This is a genomic window from Streptomyces sp. NPDC031554, from assembly GCF_055580685.1.
This window is the reverse complement of the sequence record NZ_JBVIKX010000011.1, coordinates 78,428-98,700: the sequence shown is the minus strand read 5'-3', so window position 1 is coordinate 98,700 and position 20,273 is coordinate 78,428. Positions and strand designations below refer to the sequence as shown.

The following is a 20,273-nucleotide window of genomic DNA, read 5'->3' as shown; positions in this document are numbered from 1 at the left end:
GCCTCACGGTCGTGCCGCCCGTGGCCGCGTTGGGCGGGGCGCCTGCCCGGGCTGTGTCTGCTGCTGGGCGTTCGCCGCAGGCCGGGAATCACCGCCCTCAGCGGACCGGTTTGCCGCCTGAACCGACTGCACCGCAGCGGCCGCGAGGCGCTTGATGTCTGCGTGGGTGAAGCTGGCTCCGTTCTGCATCGCGCTCGCGTTCAACTCGGTCACGAAGGCCTCGCCGAGCCGCCGGGTGAACTCGCTCGTCCCGTTCGCCCCGGACGGCACGCTAACCAGACTGTCGGCTGCGGTACGCGCCCGACCAGCAACCTCTTCCATCCGTGCGCCCTGTTCGCGGGCCGACGCGCTGTCGCTGTGGCGCAGCAGCGCCGCCCGGTCGCTCAGCCGAGACGCCTGAGTGGTCAACGCACCCACGGCGGCGCCCGCCGCGGCCTGCCCGGTGGCCACCGGCCGCTCCGGGCGGCGCCCGCCGATCTGCCCGTGGGTGGATTCACGGCGCTTCGGCAGCGGAGGAGCCGCCGCCGTCGAGGGTGTCGCCGTGGGCGGCGCGGGAGTTGCCGGGGTTGCGGACGGCGAGGCTGTCTGCGGAGGTGCAGCAGCGGTGGGAGGCGTCGGCGGAACGGTCGCCGTGGGCTGCGCCGGCGGTGTGGCCGCCAGGGCCCTTTCCACTCCTGCACGGTCCAACAGCAGGGCGCATACCCCATCGGGGCCGGGTGCACCAAGGACACCGCGGTCGACGAGGTCGACGATGACCGCGTTGGCTTGCCCGGGACCTGTGCGCAGTGTGCTCTCTATCAGGGTGGCGGTGACATCGGCCCGGGTCTCGGTGGCCAGGAACGCCGCCGTCCGTACAAGGTCGGGGGCGACTTCGGGCACACGGCGGCGCTCCATGAGGATCTGACGTACCGGGACGTCGTTGTCGACCATCACATGGCCCGCGTGGCTCTCCGAGAGGCGCAGGTAGCCGACGTTCCACAGCTCGTACAGAGCGGCGGCGTTCTGCTCCTCACTCAGCAGACCCTGGTTCGCCAGGTAGGAGGGATCGAAGCTGGTGATGGTGGTCGAGAGGGCCTCCAGGGCGGTCCACAACACAGTCGGCTCAGCGGCCGGAGCGGGCGGCAGCAGTTGGCTGGCCGCCGGTCGCATGTACTGCTCTTGGGCCAGGTAGTACGCGGCCTGGCCGCCTTGTCGGAGCAGGCACTGCTCCACCGCCCACGTCAGTCGGACTCCTGCTTCCTCCAACGTCACGCGGTTGTCGAGGACGCGCCCTTCCTCAGCCTCGATCAGCGCATAGACGCGTGCGACGACTTCTCTCGGCGCATGCTGCAGGACGAGGTAGAGGTCGTCATCCCAGGCGTCGCTGAACGGCTCCAGCGGGCCCGGCTCCCACAGGCGCTGCCCGGTGACCGGCTGGTCCCACGGCGCCACGGGGCCGGGTTCGGGGCTGGCGGTCTGGGTGGGGTGGTTGTCGTAGAAGCCGAGCGGCGGTTCCTCGCCGTCATCGAGGACCCCGCGTGTGCGTTCTACCTGGACCTGGGCGGCGTGGTGCAGCAGCCGCAGAAGGTTCCAGCGGAAACCGTGCTCCTCTCCGTTCTCCGCGCGCTGCTCGAGGAGGTCTCGTGTCCGGGAGGACACCAGTTCCATGGTCCGCGTCCAGAGGGTGGCGAAGAATCCCAGTTCCCTGAAGTCCTGCGCCCAGCCCTGAACGTTTTCCTTGATGTTGTTGTAGGTCTCCACGGCCGAGCTGATCAGGGAGCTGATCTGCTGCCAGGCCGTCGTCTCCCGCAGATCCCCCAGCCGGTCCTCGGCCGTCTGCCGGATCCGGGTCAGCAGGCCGACGGACCGCTCCGCTCCCTGCATCGCGGCGGCTTCGGTGCGACCGTCGGAGGTTGGGGTGCCGTCGCGCCGAATCCAGTTGCGGACCCGCTCCAGGAGGCGGTGCCACGCGGTCTGGATGCCGGAGAAGCGGTTCAGGTCGGTGTCGGGCTCCAGTCGTCCCAGGATGCGGTCGGCGCGGGTGGCGGCGGCCCGCTGCAGGCGCCACATGACGCGGTAACCGGCGGAGGTGTGCTGGCCGTTGCCGTCCAGCCGTCGTGCGATGCGGTACGCGGCGTGAGAGATCGCCCGGGCTACCCAGGCATCCACCGTCCGCATCACACCGTGCTCGCGGATGTCGTCGAGGAATCCATCTCGTACGGCCCGTGCGGTCGTGCGCAGTTGCGCCGTGAGGTGGTCGTACGCCTGGTGCAGGGACCTGACCTGCTCCCATCCCGGATCGCCCCAGAACCAGGCGGACTGCTGCTGGGCCTCGGAGAGCGCCTCACGCAGGTCAGCCTCGTCGCGCGACTCGACCTCCGCTTCTCCCACCGGCGGAGCCGCCGCCAGCCGATCCAGGGTGCCGACCACCTGTCCCAGCTGGCCCTGCATCTGCTGGATCGCTCCCTCGAGCGGCCGCAGGTCGACCGTCGGAGCGGGGTTCTGGCCCACGCCACGCCGAGCCAGTTCGTCGGCGATGAGCGTCACCAGCTGTCCGAGGTCCACCGACAGTTCAGGGGAGGCTGGGCCACCGGCGGGTGCCGCCGTGGGAGTGGACATGGGGGTCTCCTCATCGGATTCCGTCGCGGGAGCCGGGGACTGTGTCTCGTCGACGGACGCGGGCTCGGGGGCGGCCTCGGGCACGGCGGTCTGGGCCGCTTGCCGGGTCATGACGGCGAGTTGGCGGGATACGGCGGCCCGCAGGTCGGCCAAGAGGCCTGCATCTTCGTCGCTGAGCCGAAGTGTTCCCTGCTGCATGGCGACCGCGATGTCCCGGCACCGGTCGTCGAGGAGTTGCCACGCCGCGGCGGTCTCCTCGCGAAGGGCCAACGGCCACTGGTCGTCCAGCCGTGCCACCGCGTTGGTCCCGCCCACGCCCGTCTCTTGCCGCAGCTCTTCGTCCTCGGCGAGCAGGGCTTGGACGGTGGGCGATGCGTTCCACCCGTGCCACGCTTGGAAGACGGCCTGGAGCGCCTCCCGCGGGGTGCGTGCGCTCGGCTCGGGTACGGGGGTTTCCTGTGCCGGCTCCTGGGTGGGCTGTTCATCGGCAGACGGTTCGGCCTCGCCGGAGCGGACACCTTCCGTACGGTCTGCCGTTTCCTCGGTACCTGCGCGGGTTTCGTCCGTGGCGGGTACCTGAACCGTCTCGGTCGGCTGATCGGCTGCCGTTTCCTCGCTCGGCGCGTCGGCTTCTGTGGGCGCGGTGTCGTCTTCCGGCTGGGCCGTTTCCGTCGCAGCGGTCTCTGCGATCGGCGCCGTCGGGACCGCCCCGGGCTCCAGGCCCACCATCCCGCTGAGGCTGCGCGGCGCGCTGAGGACCGTGAGTTCCGGGTGTCCGTCGCTGCCGGTGAATTCCCAGCGGAAGGCTTCGGCCCGTCCGTCGGGGTGCACCAGCGTGCCGGTGACTTCCCATCGCTCACCGCTCTCGGGATCGGAGCCGCCCACCGGGGCTGCTCCCACGAGGAAGGCGGAGAAGGGATGGTCGGCAAGCGGCAGCACCGTGCGCTGTCCGGCTGCGAGGTCACGCAGGGCGGTTTGCTGACCGGCGGACTCGGCTGTCGTGGGCAGGACGTCCTCGTACTGGGTGAGCCGCCCGCGCAGGTTGGCGGTGGCCGCCTCGAAGGCCGTCATGCCACGCGGCGCGGCGCTGGGCTGTACGTCGTCCAGCGAGAACAGTTCGCCGAGCTCGCTCGGCTCCACCTCTGGCTCGCTGGCCGGCTCCTGTTCCTCGTCCGTGATGAGGGCCGTGATGGCCTGACGGAGGATGTCGTTGAGTTCACTCAGGGCCAGCTGGTAGTGCTGCTGTTCGCCCGCGGCGAGGTAGGCGGCGTACGACCGCTGTAGCCGGTCACGTGTGTCCCAGGCCCGGTTCACGAGCCTGCGCTGCCCCATCGTTCGACGGCGGTCGATCCATGCGGACAGGTGCCTCCATGTCACCCGGCCCTCGCGCACGGTCTCGCCGTCAGGGCCGGCCACCTGGACGAGCAGGCAGTCGGCGAGGGAGTACGCGTTGCCCTGCATGCCATCGCCGTCGGTGGGGGTGAAGCGCACCTGCATGCGGCCCGGTGTGATGAGCCGTTGGCCGCTCATCGAGCGGACGAACTGGGCGAGTTGATCGACGGGCCACTGTTCCAGGATGGCGACGAGGTCCTCGTCGGTGGGGCTGGCGGGTTCGGCAGCGGGTTGCCCTTCCTCGGGGACCGCTTGCCGGCCGCTGTCGGAGGCTGTCGCCGCGTCGGGGGTCGGGGGGCTGTCGGGTGTGCCGGTCTCGGTCGCCGGTGTCGCCGGTTGCGTCTCGGCGGCCGATTCCTCCGGGCTGCTGTTCGTGGAGGGAGCCAGTTCGGCGACGGGTGCCTCTGTCTCGGGGGTCTGCTCCGCCGGTGCACCGGCCAGGCCCAGGCGCTGCTGCGCGTCCTCGAGGACGCGCAGGACCGGGTAGAGGACGGCGTGCATCTGCGGCACTGCCTCCCCGTCGACGGTGAGGGAGCCGTTGAGTCCTACGACCTGGTCCAAGGCGTCACGAACCGTGTTGACCTTGAGGCCGCGACGACGTGCTTCGGCTTCTGCCTCGTCGAGGGCGTTGCAGACCAGGTGCAGCGCCTCGTGGGTGTAGGCGTCGTTGAGCTCGGGGAAGGTGGTCGCCGCCGCCAGGCGATCGCGGAGGGCATCGGGTGACTCCGTCTCGCTCTCGCTCGCCTGCCTCCAGTGCTCGGCGGCAACGGCTGCGATCTCGTTGACGCGCTCTTGGAGGCGCAGTGCCGTGGCATTGATGAAGCGCCGGGTGCTGTCGCGCGGGAGGGTCTGCAGGACTCGTTCGAGGTTGGCGGCGTACTGGGCCAGCGGGTCCTCACGCAGCTCCGCAGCGTCGACAGGCTGCTGGCTGCCCGGAATGCTGCGGGCGCGCTGGAGTGCCGCGGCCACGCGTCGGGCTACGGTGTCGGCGTCCCAGGGCAGCGGCCGCCGGATTCCGAGCAGCGCCATCGGGTCGCTGGTCGTACCGGCGTCGGCCGGTGGCGCAACGGGTTCGGCCGGTGCCGGGACGGCGGGCCGAGCGTCCGGTGTGGGCTGGTCGGCCCCTGGCTGAGGCTCGCGATCGGTGGTGGGCGGCTGCAGTGCATCGGTCGTCGTCGGCGCCTGGGCCTCGGCGGGGGCAGTGTCCGGCTGCGGTTGCTGCTCGGGCGCAGGGATCACCGACCGTGGGTCGGCCATCAGGCCGGGAAGATCCTCGATCCACTGGAGTGAACCCAGGTCGAGGCGGTTCTTCGCTCGGGTCACTGCCACGTACATGAGCCGGAGGTTTTCCGGCGAGGGCAGCTTGGGCTGCCCCGTCTCGGGATCGATCTTCGGGCCGGGGAAGTCGCCGGCGATGAGGACGTTGTCGAACTCCAGGCCCTTGGACCGGTGGGCGGTGCTGACGACGACCTCGGCCCGCAGTTCCTCTTCCTGGATCTTGATGTCGACGAGTTGTGCGGCGATGTCCTTGAGCCCCCGGGGGCTGTGGGCGTCGACGAGGCGGACGAAGGTCTCCAGGTGCTTGGCGTCGTTGTCCTCCCGTTCAACCAGTTCGCGTACTTCGTCCCAGTCTTTGAAGCTGGCCAGTTCCGGGTGCTTGGTGCCGCGGCCCGCCATCAGGTCGGCGGCGGCGTCGGCGATGTCGACGATGTCTTTCTTCCCGCCGGCGAGGGCGACACGGCGTCCCTGTTCGAGAGCTGCAACGACGGCAGCGAGGGCGCCCGCGTTGGTTTTGGCGAGGACGGCGTCCGGTTCGGTGACGGTGCCGAGGGTGCTGCCGAGGTTGGGGTTGCCTTCGAGCATGAACGGCGAGCCGAGCAGGGTGAGGAACTCGTTGCCGATGCGGGCCACCTCGGTGCCGAACCGCCACGACTGGGTGAGGGGCAGTTCGATGTCGGCGGGCCAGTCGGTGAGGGCGTCCTCCGCTCCCCGGAACGCGTAGATGCTCTGGTTGGAGTCGCCGACCACGATGGTCTGGTGCGTCTGCTCCTGGATGACTCGCGAGAGAACGGGATTGATGTCCTGCGCCTCATCAAAGATGATCACTTCGCCGGGCAGGGTCGGCTTCGTCAGGGCCCACAGCTTCAGGTAGTCGTCGAAGTCGAAGTGGACCTTGTTGCTGACGGGGTCCTCGATGTCCTTCCACGCGGCGCGGGCGTACCGCAGGACGGTGTCCCGGATCGACCGGGGCGCCTCGGCCAGACTGCTGGGCAGGTGCGCTGCGCTGATCTTGTCGTCGGCGCTGTTGCGGTAGGCCACGTAGGTGGCTTTCACCAGACGGGCGACGTCCTCGGGTTCATACGTGCGGTCCTTGGTGCGTACCGGCACGTTGATGCCCAGGGCCTCGGTGAGTTGCCACGGCCAGCGTGCGCCCGGGTGGTTCTTGCCCGCGTTGTTGACCTTCTGCTTGAGGCCCGTCTGGCGCAGCGCCCGCGCGGCGAAGGCGTGGGAGGTGGCGGCGTCGGTGTTGGACGGGAATTTGCCGCGTGCCTCGTCGGCGATGTCACGGTTGAAGGCGACGTAGGTGACCCGCTTGGGGCTGAGTTCCCGCGCGACCATGGCCATGGTCGTCGTCTTGCCGGTGCCGGCCAGTGCCTGCACCACGACGTTCTGCCCGGCGACGCAGGCGTCGATGATGGCCTGCTGCTGGGGTGTGGGCGGGAACTGGGGCGTCTTCTCCTTCTGACCGGCGGTGCGTGCGGCCTCGTCCCGGGCGGCGAGGTAGGCCTGCACGTTGCCGATCGCCGTGGCGCGTTTGTTGAACGCGCCTTGGTAGCGCCAGCGACTCGAGTCGCGGTGGAATTTGAACCCGTTGTCGCGAAACAGCTTCCGCAGTTCGCCTTCCTGGGTGTACCAGTCGCCCTGACCGGTGCCGGTGAAGAAGACGCCGCCGTCTTCCTCGACGAGTTGGATGCGGTCGCTCCACGGTCCCCCGATGGGCGCCTCCGGGGCGGTGGTCATTGAGGTCTCCTCCTCCGGCGTCGCCTCCGCTGGTGTTTGCTCTGCCGGGGGGCTGGCGGCCGGGGCCGCGGCGGCGGGGGCCTCCTCGGCTGCGGGGCGTTCCTCCGCACCGGCGGTGGCCTCCGTGACAGACGGGGCAGGGCTGGGCGCGGCCGCGGGTAGCCGCTCGATGGTCTGCTGAAGCCCGGCCTGGACCCCTTCGGTGTCGTAGAGAAGGGCCACCAGCCGGAAGGCCAGGTGCTGCTCCCGGTCGGAGCACCGCAGCGGGGTTCCTTCCGGCGCCCCCTCGTTGAGCTGCCGGGTCTCCTCGGCGAGCCGGGCCCGCAGGGCGATCGCGGGAGTGCGCAGGCCGTCCAGCACAGTGATCAGCTCGCGGAGACCGACGGCGGTGTCCAGGTCCGCGTCGAGGTGCGTCCACTGGGCCAGCTGGTCGAAGGCCGCCTCGATCTGCTGGATCTCCGGTTGGGTCGCGTAGTCCGTGGTCCACGCGCGTGACGCGGCCTGCAGCAGGCTCTGCCGGGAGTCGCCCAGCGTGGCCAGGGTGACGCGGACGTTGGCCGGGGAGGTGTAGGAGGCCGGCTCCCGCAGGGTGATGCCGGCGTCGTAGGCCCACATCACGGTGGCGTGCTTGGCGGCGATCAGTGGATCGCTGACGAGGGTGGTTGGAACGTTTCCGACCATCCCGGCCCACTGGCTAGCGAAGCTGGACCAGAAGACGGTCGCGATCACGTCGCCGTCGGGGTTGAGGACTTCCCGGCCTGCGTGCTCGCTGGCGTCGACCGCCCGCACGGTGTAGCCCCGGAGGCCGAGGACGGGTTGTGGCGTCATGGCCAGGCTGGCGGGCGTGGTGCTGGCAGCGTGCGTGGCCGCCTCGTCGACGGTGGCGAACGTGTCGGGCAGGTAGTCGGCGGTGGTCAGTCCCCGGATGCGCCAGGTCTTGTGGAAGGGGCTGTAGCTCAGCTGCCAGTGCCCGGTGCCGGTGGCGGTTTCGTACACCTCCCAGGCCGTCGGGTCGCTCTGGCTGACAGGCGCCATGCGCCAGCCGGGGACTCCCGGCACGTCGCGGCCCCATCCGAGGTACCGGTCGGCTGCCTGCGCGAGGGACATCTCGGTCCCGTCGACGCGGTAGCGGAGCAGGCCGTTCTCCGTCGTCGTGCTGTCCACGGTGTGGCCTGCGTCGCGCAGGGCCGTGGGCACGCTCTGCCGGGTGGTGGTCGCGGACGCCTCGGATGCCGCGGGGGCGGTCTCGGGCGCCGGCGTCCGTGGGGAGAACAGCCGTGTCCACAGCTCGGTGTCGGCTGCGGTCACGGTCAGTCGGCTCATCAGGTGCTCGGCGCTGTCGGCGAGGGCCGCCAGGTTGCGCACCGTGGTGGGGTCGGCTGCGGTGTTGGCGAGGTGTTCGATGAGTGCGCGAGTCGTGCCGGTGATGGCTGCCAGACGGTCCAGTTCTACCTGGGGTTCGCCCGCGAGGTCGTCATCGTGCGGCATCAGGAATGCCCGGCGCAGTGCGACGGCCTCGGGCGGTGCGTCGTCGGAGGCGAGCAGCAGGCGCTTGCCGAGGTTGGTGACCTGGAGTGCCGCGTGGGCGTCTTGCAGGCGCCGCAGGTCGGTCAGCGCCTCGGCCGCGCTCGCGTACGGCCGAGGCAGTACGTCTCCTTCCTCGGCCGTGTCGGTGCTGGGGTCCTCCTGGGCCTGTCCGAGTTGGGTGGACAGCACCGCCCGGATTCGGTCGACGCCGCCGGAGGTCCGGGTGTTGGTCACCGCGGCAGCGTGGGAGTACGACGCGTCCAGGAAGGCGTGGAGTGCCGCCTGGTCGCCCGGGTCTGAGAAGTCGCTGGTGCGGAGGGTGAGCGCCAGTCCGTGTACGGCGTTGGCGTAGGCGGTGAGTTGGCTCCTGAAGGCATCCAGTTGCTCGTCGGGGGCTTCCCACCGCAGCAGGTCGGCGGCTGTGGTGATCCGCTGTTGGGCGACGGCGGCCGCCGGCAGCGTGCTCCCGGCGGCGACCTCGCGTTCGAGGCCCTGGAGGTCGCGGTAGGTGGCCGTTTGTTCCCAGGCATGGCGGGCGGTGCCGGCCTGCTCCTGGAACCGCTCGTAGTCAGCCGAGTCCGTGATCACGGAGCGGGGATCGGACGTGGCGGTGTGCCGCCTTGCGGACAGCCGGGCGGTGTGCCGACGGATGCTGCGGGCGAGGCGGTGCAGTTGCTGCCGCTCAACCGGGTCCTCACGCTGGCCGGCCGCCAGTACGACCTCGAGCATGGCGTTGTGCCAGTCGCTGAGGGCCGAGGTGATGCGCTGGTCGTCGGGGTTCTCGGACAGGCGTCGCATGCGGCTGCGCAACTCGCGGGCAGCGCTGTCCGCCAGGTCGCGGTTGGTGCGCCGCGAGCCGGGCCAGGCACGGAACGCCTCGAAGATCTCGGCCCGTCCGGCGGCGAGTTCCCCAGCGTCGGCGTACGGCGCGGGTTCGGTCCCGAGCGGGTCTGGGTGCTCAGCAGGGTCGACCTGACCGGAGGGCGTGGGCACCTGTGTGACCAGAGCCGACAGGTCGGGGGTGGCCAGCAGCCGAGCGCGCAGGTTGGTCATGGCGCTGGCGTAGTTGCCCGCCGCCACCCACACGGGAAGGTCTTGGTGGTGGGTGAGGTCTTGTGCGGTGCGCGCCATTGCCCAGAGCTGCTCCAGGAGGGCGTCGGCGTTGGCCGGGGAGAGGCCCTGGAGCACTTCGTGCTGGCGTCGGAGGAGATCTCGCTGCTCGCGGACCCTCACGCGGGGCCGACGGGGCAGCACAGCCATGAGGCTGGTGTACAGCGTCTCCGTGAGCGCCTGCGCGGCAGCTGCTTCGGCGGGGCCGGTGAACGGGCCGAGGACGAGGGCGATGTTCCTCAGCTCGGGGTCCTCGATGGCGTCGAGCGCCGCCGCCTCCCCGGCAGGGTCGTGCCGCGCCTCGACGACCGGCTCGTCCGCGGTTCCCGTCGGCTCTGGCTGTTCTTCTGCTGAGGGGACGGCCGTGGGGCTCGGCGAATCCTGCGTCTCGCTCTCGGGAGTCCCGGTGCTCGGCCCCCTCTCCGGCTGCACCTGTTCCTGGCGGTCCGCCTGTGCCGATTCGGTGCTGGGCGTGTCCTGTTGCACGGCCCCATCACCAAGGTTCGACAGCCGGTCGGCCATGCTGCGCGACCACGGGAATGTCGCCTCGAAACGCCCGGACAAGAACCGATCCATGTCCGACTGGTCGACTGAGGTCCTACCGAGCCAGACAAGGCCAGGGTCGGTCACCCGGTGCCGTCCCAGCCACGGCAGGAAGTGGTCGGCTGCCTCGTGGCCGTATGGGTTCAGAGCGCGACCTGCGGCGAGGAGAAGGCTTTCGATCTCCGCTCGATGCTCTTCGAGTTCATCCGGAAGCGTGCCGACATCCAGAATCTGAGGCGGCCCGTCAAGAACCGGGTCGCTGGAGGAGACCGCCAGCGCCCGAAGGAATCGATACTTGATGTCGGCCGGGTCGGTCAGGGCGTGCGCCGCCTGCTCATCGTCGAACCTGTTGCGAGGCGACTCCGGGTCGTCCGGCGCCGACTCGGGGTGCGCCCACGGAAAGACCAGCAGGAAACGCGCGCACAGCGCCTCGAGCAACGGGTCAAGCGCCCCGTCAGCGCTGGCGGCCGCGTGCAGAGCGGGGAACTCCTCTTCCAGCCGTCGGGCGAGCTCTTCCTCGACGACGGTGGCTGCCTGTTCACGCAGCGGAAAGAGATCAGCGGCGGTCCGCAGTAGCAGTTCGTCTACAACTTGCGCTCCAGGCACCGCGCTGCTCGGAAGGTCGGTACTCATCGGTGCGATGTGCGTGACCCCGTCGGTGTCCGTCACGAAGAACGCGTCGTCCGTGCGGGCAACTTCGAACTGGAATGCCCCTGCCGCTCCTTGTTCGGCCAGCCGGTTCAGCCAGGCGCCGTACGTGACGTACTCACTGCTATCGGGCGGGGTCGCGCGATACCAGCGGTCCGGGGCGAACGGGGCAGAAGGCCGTGTGGCGGCCTCAGTTGTGGCTTCGCCGGAGACCGGCGTCGCGATGGCCGCAGCGGGTGCCTGTTCTGGGCCCCGTTCGACTCGGTTCTCCGCAGCCTCGGATCCGGGTTCACCGTCAAGATCGTCGGTCTCTTCGTTGACGATGCACGGGACGGTCAGGAGGTGGTCGGCAAGATCGGCGATCGTCGCGATGCCGGTGCCGTCGAGGTGGACGTCACCGTAGCGCTGGGTACGCTCCCCCTGGCCGTCCATTTCGCGGAAGAACGCGTTGCTGACCCGCACACCGCCGTCGACGGTCTCGTGCCCGACCTGGCAGATGAAGTGTGTCTGCGGGTCGCGCATGAAGCGGAGGTACCAGGATTCGATGCCTGGCTGGCCTCCTCGCTCGCTCTCCCAGGGAAGTTCTCCGCTGGTCGGCTGCAGATTGACTACCACTCCGCGCTGGACCAGGTGGTCGGCCAGTTCTCTCAGGTGGTCAGGCAGTTCGGGCCAGCTCGCGGGGACGGGGGTCGGACGGGGGGTAACCCATCCGACGCGCGGGTCGCCGACGTTGAAGACGCCGGTCTGCGCTTCGGCGTCGAAGGCCCAGATCTCTCCGTGGTCGTCTTCCACCCAGACCTGTCCTGCGGAGAGTTCCTCGCTGGTGAGGGTCTGCTGGATGACGCGACTCACGACCGTGGCCGTGTCCGGGGACGGCGCGACGGCCCACAGCACCTTGCCGTCCAACGGGCCGTCCAAGGGAGCGCTGGCGGCGCGTGTTTGGCGATGCAGGCCGGACGTCACCGCTTCGGTGATGGCGGTGCCGGCGCGCTCGCTGTCCTCGCTTGCCTCCAGGGACGCGGCGTGCGTGTATGCCGCGGTAGTCAGCCGGTGCAGCCGGTCGAGGCTGGCGCGCGCGCTGTCGTCCGTGCCTCGCAGGGTGAGCGCCAGGCAGTGGGCGGATGCCGCTACCTCGTCCATGACGACGCGGCGCGATCGTGCTTCTGTGGTGCTCTGCCTCGCCCAGACCTCCATGGCCTGGTCAAGGCGGACGAGCATGGTGAGGGCCTCACGCTGCTCGCCGGGGGGCGGCACCTCGGGCAGTTCCCGCAGGCCGCGTACAAGCGGAGTGTCGTTCCAGACCATCCAGCGTTCACGTAGGAGTTGCTCGGCATCAGCGAAGGTCTGGGGCTGCTCGTACGGAAGGGCGTCGCGCTCGGCGCGGTCCTGGTACGCGGTGAGTTTGGCACGGTGGGTGTGGATCAGTCGGAGAAGGTGCTGGAGGACGGCTGCCGCGTGCGGCTCGGTGGTGTCCGTGGCGACGTCGATGCCCCGGGCCAGGACCCGTCCCCAAGCGTGGGGGCTGTGACGGACGTCCTCCTCGACGCTGTTCTGGAGTTCCCAGATCAGGCCGCGCAGTTCTGCGGCGTGCAGGAGTTCACCGTCGTCGGCGTAGGCCTGCGGCCATGCCTCGTAGGTGCTGAAGATTTCCTTTCGCGCGGCGGCTAGTTCGGTGCGGTCGCGGTAGTGGTCGATGACCGGCGGGAGCGGGGGCGCCTCGCGCACCGGCGTGTGGTCGAGGGCCTGCCAGAGGGCGTTGGCGTCGGGCAGCAGGTCGAACAGGTCGTCGCCGCTGCAGCGGAAGCGGGCCAGGTGGCGCTGGGTCAGGTCGGTGAGTCGGAAGGCCAGTCGCATCAGTTCCGGATCGTCGGCAACTTCGGCGTACTGGCTGGCAGCTTCCTTGAGGGTCGTGTACGCGGCCAGGTATTCCTCCACCGTGCTGGGCGGTTCGAGTTCCAGCTCGGTGTCGGCCTCGATGAGGGCGCTGCGGGCGGCGGCCGCATCTTCGGACAGGCCGCCTGGGTTCGGGGTGGTGCCCTTCTCGGCGTGGAAGAGTGCCTGGGCGGTGCGCTGTACCTGGAGGCGGTCTTCCACCAGGTCCCGCGCGTCCTGGTAGGGCTCGAGGAACACGGCCAGCCGTCGTTCTTCGAGGTCGGATGTAGCGAAGTAGGAGTCGTCCTGCGCCGCCTCATCGCTCAGCGGGATCGGCGCCGACATCGGCTGCCGGCTGATCCCTTCATCGTCGGCTGACGGCTGCTCCTCGCCCGGCGCTGGCCCACTGTTCTGAGGGTCTCGACGTCCAGACCGCTCCAGCAGGCCGGAGCCTTGCAGCCGGTCAAGATGTCTGGCGGTCGCCACCATCAGTTGCTTGGTCCGGTCAGCGAGTGGCCGAGTGCGCTCCGATGAATCCCGCACGTCGAGCTCTGCGAGGAACGTCTCCGCGCTGTCCAGCAGGGCCCGCTGCTCGAGGTACGCCCACGCCTCCAGGCCCGGGGTGCCCCCGTCGGCTCCGGCCCGCCGTTCGCGGAGGGCATTTGCCGACTCCGCAATCTGCACCTGGAGAACGCCTTGCTCCTCGCTCCGGGCACTCTCCTCAGCCCATTCCCGATACGCTGCCAGGACGTCGTCCTCGCCGGCTTCGGCAGCCTCCGCCGTCGCGTATGGGGCGATGACCGTGTCCTCACCGGGCTCCGCGCTGGTGGTCTCCTCGTTGCCCTGGGCCTCGGCAGGCACATCGGGCGGGCCCTCCAAGTTGAGCGGGTCGGGCTGTGCCCATGGGTGGGTCTCGAACAGCTGGACGCGCAGTGCGTCGAGGAACCGGGGCAGGGCCTCGTCCGTGAGATCGTCAACGAGCGCCGGGGCGTGGCGGGCAAGGTTCTCGCGGCACCATGCGTCGAGCATGAGGCCAGCCGCCGCACCCCACTGTCGCAGGGCCAAGGCGGCGGCGTCGACGAGTTCGGCGACTGCTTCGGGGTGCGCGGCGGCCGCGGTGCCGGTGAAGTCCTCGGGCAGCGGCCAGACCTCGACTTCGTCACCGTCGGGGCCTCGCATCCGCCATGCCCCGGGCCGAGCCTCGCTGGCGCGGAAGATCTGTGCTGCCGGAATGACGGTGCTCAGCCATGACCCGGCGACGTACCTCGTCCGCCCGGACGAGTCGTGATATCCGAACCAGTTGCGCGTCTCGAAGAAAAGCGCCTGGTCTGGGGCAGTCTGGGTCGGCTCCAGAAGCGGCGTCGAGTCACCGCGCCATGGCTGCTCCAGCAGACCCGAGCCCTGGAGCCGGGTCATGTGACGGGCGGTCGCCTGCTGCAGTTCTCTCGTCCGGTCCGCGAGGTTCCGGGTGCGTTCCGAGGAGTTCCAGGTGGCGAGTTCGTCGAGGAGCAAGGCCGCATGGTCCAGCAGTTGGCGCTGTTCGTAGTACGCCCACGCCTCCAGGCCTGGTGATTCGCCACTCCCCAGGGAACGGGTCTCTCGGATGGCGCGACCCATGTCCTCGATGGCGAAGTCGAAGAGGACATAGTGGGCGTTGTCCTCTTCTTGTTGCTCTGCCTCGTCGTGCCACGCCTCGAAGGCGGCGAGGACGGCTTCCTCACCGGCTTGTGCCTCGGCTGCGGACGCGTACGGGGTGAGGTCGGTGTCTTCCGCGGCGGGTGTGGCGGATGGCTCGGATTCGGGGTTGCCTCCCGCCAGCCCTTCGATGTCAGCGTCGAGCTGGGCGACCCGGGCGCGGGCCTTGGCCAGTTGGCCCGCCTTGGAGAAGGGCTTGTCGACCAGGGCGGTCGCCCGGTCGATGTCCATCTGTACCTCGTCGACCACGGCGCGGTACTTCTCCAGGAGCTTGTCCAGGCCCTCGACCTTGTTCTCCATGCGGGTGACCAGGCCGAGCGGCGCCTTGTTGCTGTTCAGCAGGGCGTCGAGGTCGTCGACGAAGAGGCTGTCGCCGGGCACGTTCCGGATGGCGAGTTCGAGGACACCCATGACGGTGTTGAGACGGGCCTGAAGGTGCAGGCCGTCGAGGACGGCAATGGGCTCCCACTGGCTGATGGTCTTCACACCGCGCCGGTTCACCGCGCGGAGCCGATCGCGGATGGCCGCGGCGAGGTCCATCCGCTTGGTGTAAATGCGGCCATCAGGCCCTTCGAGGCGTACGTCGTCACCGCGTTCTTGCCGGACGGCGTCGCGGGTGGTGACCGCGGCAGCGATCGCGTCGGCTTCGTTCCGGGCACGCTGGAGGGTGTCGGCGCCGGTGTCGACGGTGTGCCTCAGATGCTGGTGGGTGCGCCGCCAGCTGCGGTAGGCGGTCTCCAGGAGCGCGAGCTCCTTGTCCGCCTGCATCTTCTTCAGCATCAGCGGGTTGCCTGTGGCCAGCGCCTTGACCTCGCCGAACTCCAGGTAGTCCTTCTCCAGGTCGCCGTCCGCGCCGACGTCGTCGAGGTCGTCGATCGAGCGGCCGGTGCGGATCTGCTCGATGAAGCGTGCTTTGCGCTCGACGGTCTGCCACATGAAGCTGTCGAAGCTGCCCTCCTGTACGTAGCGGAAGAGCTTCACCTGCGCGTTCTGGTTGAACTGGCGGATGATGCGGCCTTCGCGCTGCTCCACGTCCGCGGGCCGCCAGGGGCAGTCGAGGTGGTGCAGGGCGATGCAGCGGTCCTGGGCGTTGACCCCTGTGCCCATCTTCTGTGTGGAGCCGATCAGGACGGCGACCTTGCCCTCGCGGGCCTCCTTGAAGAGGAGTTCCTTGGCCGCTGCGTCCTCCGCGTCGTGGATGAAGCGGATGAGATCGGCGGGCATGCCGAGTCCGATCAGCTTGTCGCGGAGGTAGTCGTAGGCGATGAAGTTGCCCCGCTTGCGGTTCAGCTCGCTGGGGGTGCCCCGGTCGGCGAAGACCATCTGCAGCGCGCCCGGCAGTTCCTGGGGCACGCCGGCTCGGTCGGTATACGGGGTGTCCTTCGCTGCCTGCCAGATGTCGAAGATCCGCTGTGCCGCGACGTCGAGCTTGCCGATGGGCGAGGCCGGCCAGCCGACCATGCGGAGGTCCATGGCGCCCATGCGGCCGTCGTTGCTGATGGAGAGCAGGTTGTCCTCGGACGCGTCGACCTCGCCGGAGCGGACGGCTTCTGCCCGGTCGGCGATGTCCTCCATGAACTCGCGGTCTTCGTCCGTGGCAGGCACCAGGACGGTCTCGGTCGTGTGGTTGGGGACCGGCAGCTTGATGTCGCGGCGGGTGCGCACGTGAGCGCCCGTTCGCCACATGCGGCTGAAGTCCAGGCTGTTGCGGAAGCCGCCGATGCGTTCCTTGATGCGCGGGATGCCCTCTGGGCCGATCTCGGCGCTGACCGTGGTGGTCATGAACTGGGCGGCGAACGCGTCGAAGTCGTCCAGGCCTGCGGCCTTCAGCAGGTCGGGGCGGAAGAGCAGGAGCATGACGTACGCCTGCGTCATGGAGTTCGGGAACGGGGTGCCGGTGGCGCCCAGTCCGACGCCGGGGCCGTAGCGGCGTTCCATCGAGCGGAGTTTGGTCAGCAGGCCGGCCGCGCGGCCCGATCCGTTCAGGGACAGCTGGCTGTTGCGGGTGGGGATGTCGAGGTTGGCGTAGTCCTGGACCTCGTCGACGGCGAGGAAGTCGATCCCGGTCTGTTCCCAGGAGATGCCGGTGCCGGACTCCTTGGTGAAGTGCTTGACCAGCTTCTGGGTGAGGCGTTTGAGCTCGCCCTGAAGGTTCTTGATCGTCTTTCGGGCCGCGAGTTTGCGTCGCCCGGTTTCCTGGCCCTCGTCCTCGGCCTGGCGGATGGGGTCGCCGGTGTCGGGGTCGTGGTCGGGGTTGGCGGGTTCGGTGACACCCTGTCCGGTCAGTTCGGTCCGGATGATGTTGCGGAAGTTCTCGGTCTCGCCGGCGACGTACTGGTTCTGTCCGTTGGCCGAGAGCGGGATCATGTCGAACACGGACTGGGTGAGGATCACCACGTCCCAGTCGCCGTTGGCGATGCGGGCGACGAACTCCTTGCGGCGGGGTTTGGCGAAGTCGGCGCCGTCGACCGCCAGGACCCTCGCGCCGGGGTAGGCCTTGAGGAATTCGTTGCGCCACTGGTCACACAGGTGGTTGGGGACGACGATGCACGGCTTGTTGCTCAGGCCCAGGCGCCGGCGCTCCATGAGGGTGGCGGCGATGGCGAGGGTCTTGCCGAAGCCGACGGTGTGGTCGAAGAAGCTGCCGCCGGGGTCGACGATGGCGCGGGCGATCGCTTGCTTCTGGTGGGGGCGCAGGGTGTAGCGGTCGGAGAGGCCCGGCAGTTGCAGGTGAGATCCGTCGCCGGGGTACTCCAGCCAGGAGTTGAAGCGCTCGTTGTAGGCGCGCAGCAGGTTGGCGGAACGCTGGGGGTCGTTCCACAGCCAGTCCGCGAAGAGACGGTTCATCTCTTCCGCTTTGGCCTGCGCCTTTTCGGTCTCGTCGGCGGCCCAGCGCTTGCCGGCCTGTACTTCGGCTCGGGTGGCGTCTGCTTCGAGGGAGGGAGGGGAGACCAGGATGGTCTTGTTGCACAGCAGTCGCTGGGCGAGGTCGATGGCGGTCCGACGCTCCGTGCCGTAGATGACGGTGGAGGCGTTGGAGTTGTTCACGGCCGTGGGTGCTTCCACGGTCCAGTCGGCCCCGGTGGTGCGGGTGACCGTGATCTGCTGGCTGTTGAGGATCTCCCGCAGGAACTGCTGGACGTAGCGGGGGTCGATCCAGGTGGCGCCGAGGCGTACGTCGTCGATGTCGCCCGGTGTCTTGTCCGGCAGATGGGTCTCTATGACCTTGCGGAGGGCGGTGACGTTGGCCTGCAGCGGGTGCGTGGGGCGCTGGTCGTCGTCGACGAACTGGAGGATCTGCTCGGCGTGCGCGAGCTTCTCGCGGACGTTGCCGGAGAGGTAGAGGTCGGCGGGCAGGAGCCGGTCGCTGATGTCGGGGTCGGTGAAGACGAGGTCGCCGAGCGCGGCGCGGGCTTCGTCGGGGTCGGCGAGGGCCAGCAGGCGTGCGATCTCGGCGAGACGGACCTCCCCGAAGGTGTCGAGGCAGATGGCCAGCGCTTCGGCCGGGGTCTCCACCTGGGTGGCCTGGTCGCGGCGGGAGACCGCGGAGCGGGTGAAGATGTCGCTCTTGGTGGCCGTGTCGGTGCTGAAGTCGTAGTCCTCGAGCGCGTAGACGCCGGCGGCGTACGGGTCGCTGCGGAAGGCTCCGTGGGCGGTGCGCCGGTCACGGCGGGCCTGGCGCCTGTTGAGGTAGCCGTGACGGGCGGTGTGGGCGCCGTAGCGTTGGTTGAGTTCTCGCCGCAGCTCCTCGGTGTCGCCGGTGGCGCCGTCGGTGGCTTCGGCGGTGAGCAGCTTGACGTAGGTGTCTCGTAGCGCCAGAAGTGAGGCCAGTTCGACCGTGGCGCTCTTGAAGATCTCGCGCGGTGCGAGTTCTCCCCCGGTGACCTGCTGGAAGGTGCCGTCGTGCATGTCGACGAGGGAGCCTTCGAAGCGGGCGAGTTCGGCGCCGAACATTTCCCAGGCGGCCTGCTGGCGGGCTGCGGCGGCATCGACGTCGGCGCGCTGCTCGGGGTCCGGCGGTCGGACCTGCCGGCCGTCGATCTGTGCTGCGGCTACGGCGGCGTCGAGGCGCAGGGTGAACTCGGTGACGAGGTCACGGTCCTGGTAGGGGCGTACGACGAGTTCCTCGTCGCTGTACTGGCCGTGGCCCAGGCTGAGTGTGCCGAGGATGTTCTCGGGGTGCTGCGCGAAGTATTCGTTGATGTGGACGACGGTGTCCTCGCCGACCTGGACGGGCGTGAGCTTGGCGAAGTCCGGGCCGCTGGGCTCCACGTCCTGGGGGCGGCGCTGCAGGATGAGCAGGTCCACGATCGCCTTGGTGCCCGCCGCTCGGAGCATGGCGCCGGAGGGCATGCGGAAGGCGGCGATGAGGTCGGCGCGGGCGGCGATCTCTCGTCGGGCGCTGAGGCCGGCCGAGTCCATCGTGTAGTGGCTGGTGAACAGGGCGACGACTCCGCCGCCGAGGTCTACCTCGACGTCGCCGTCCTCGGTGTCGCCGGTGGGTGTGGGGGCCTGTCCTCGGTCGCGTACGAGATCGAGGGTCTTGAGAATGAAGTGGTTGTGCGTGGCGAGGTGCAGCGGGTTGTGCCGGGGGTCGACGAGCGCGATCTCGTCGAAGGGCACGTTGCCGATGCCGCCGTCGAAGTAGCCGTCCGGGAAACGGGTGTCGACGTACGACTCCTGGCGGATGTCGGCGTCCGGGTAGAGGTGGGCGGCGATCTGCGCGCTGATCGGGTCGAGTTCGACCCCCGTGATCTGCACGCCGTCGGGAGCGAAGCCGATGAAGGGGCCGGAGCCGCAGCCAGGCTCGACGAAACGCACCCGTGGCTGGGTCGGCTGGCTCAGTTCATCCGCCTGCGCTTCAGTCACGCCGAGTTCCCTCAGGCCCAGTTTCATGAGGGCGTCCCAGATGGGCGGAATGAAGGCGGCGTCCGTGTAGTGCGCATTGCGGGTGGTGGCTTCGGCGGCGGACCACTCCTCATCGGTGAGCAGCTCGCGCAGTTCACGTCGCAGCGGCTCGAAGCGCTCCTGACGCGGGTCGAACATCTGGGGGATGGCTCCCCACGACGACCAGTGGGCCAGGATCTGCTGTTCGGCTTCGGTGGCGGGTCGGTCTTCATCCTGAAGGGTGCGCAGGACGCGGATGGCCGCGAGGTTGCCCTGGGCGCGCGCCACCGGACCTGACGGGGCAAGGTCGTCCTGCCCGGTGGGCCGGAAGCGCGGCGGGCGTACGGCAGGTTCGTACAGGGCGCGGCCGTCGGTGCTCAGGCTCACGTGCTCGCCGCGGTAGTCGATCAGGGTGTCATCGACGTGGAGGAGACCACGCGCCAGCAGCCGCTGGTAGACATCCCGGTCGAGTTCGTCGCCATCGGCGGTGGTCAGGCCTGCTCCGCTGACGTAGGCGCCGCCGGCGTCGACGGCACGCAGGAGCGTGATCTCCTCCGCCGTCAGGTCGGTCTGCTGCGTGGTCGACGGAGGAGGCTCGTCCGGCTGGAGGCTGCGCGCCCGGGCCACAGCCTGCTGTTCCTGTTCGCGCGCCAGGTCGTCCGTGAGCGCCTGTTCCTCGGCGTCGTACAGGTGATCCAGAGCGGCGACGCCTTGCTCGATGGTCAGATCCGAGGCCAGAACGGTGTGGACCGGCGCGGTGTCCGGCTCCTCGCCGGGGACCGTGCGGATCAGCAGATGCGTGCCGTGCTGCGGGGAGCCTTCCTCGGTCACCTCTACGAGCGTGTAGACCCAGCCCGTGCTGTCGTGGTCGACGAGTTGCAGCGGCACCCAGGTGAGTCGGCCGTCGGTGAGGGCGTCGTTATCGGGGAGTTGCTGGTCGGGTTCGTACATGTCGATACCCCCGTGGGTGTGGTGGCGGC

1 protein-coding gene is annotated in these 20,273 nt (G+C 69.5%); it reads right to left on the bottom strand.

All coding sequences use genetic code 11. The features are described from left to right. Positions 1–3 precede the first annotated feature (3 nt). Positions 4–20,244 (bottom strand): UvrD-helicase domain-containing protein, encoded by a 20,241-nt coding sequence (locus ACZ5FU_RS26075; RefSeq protein ID WP_469046857.1) that lies wholly within the window; start codon positions 20,242–20,244, stop codon positions 4–6. Positions 20,245–20,273: the final 29 nt, after the last annotated feature.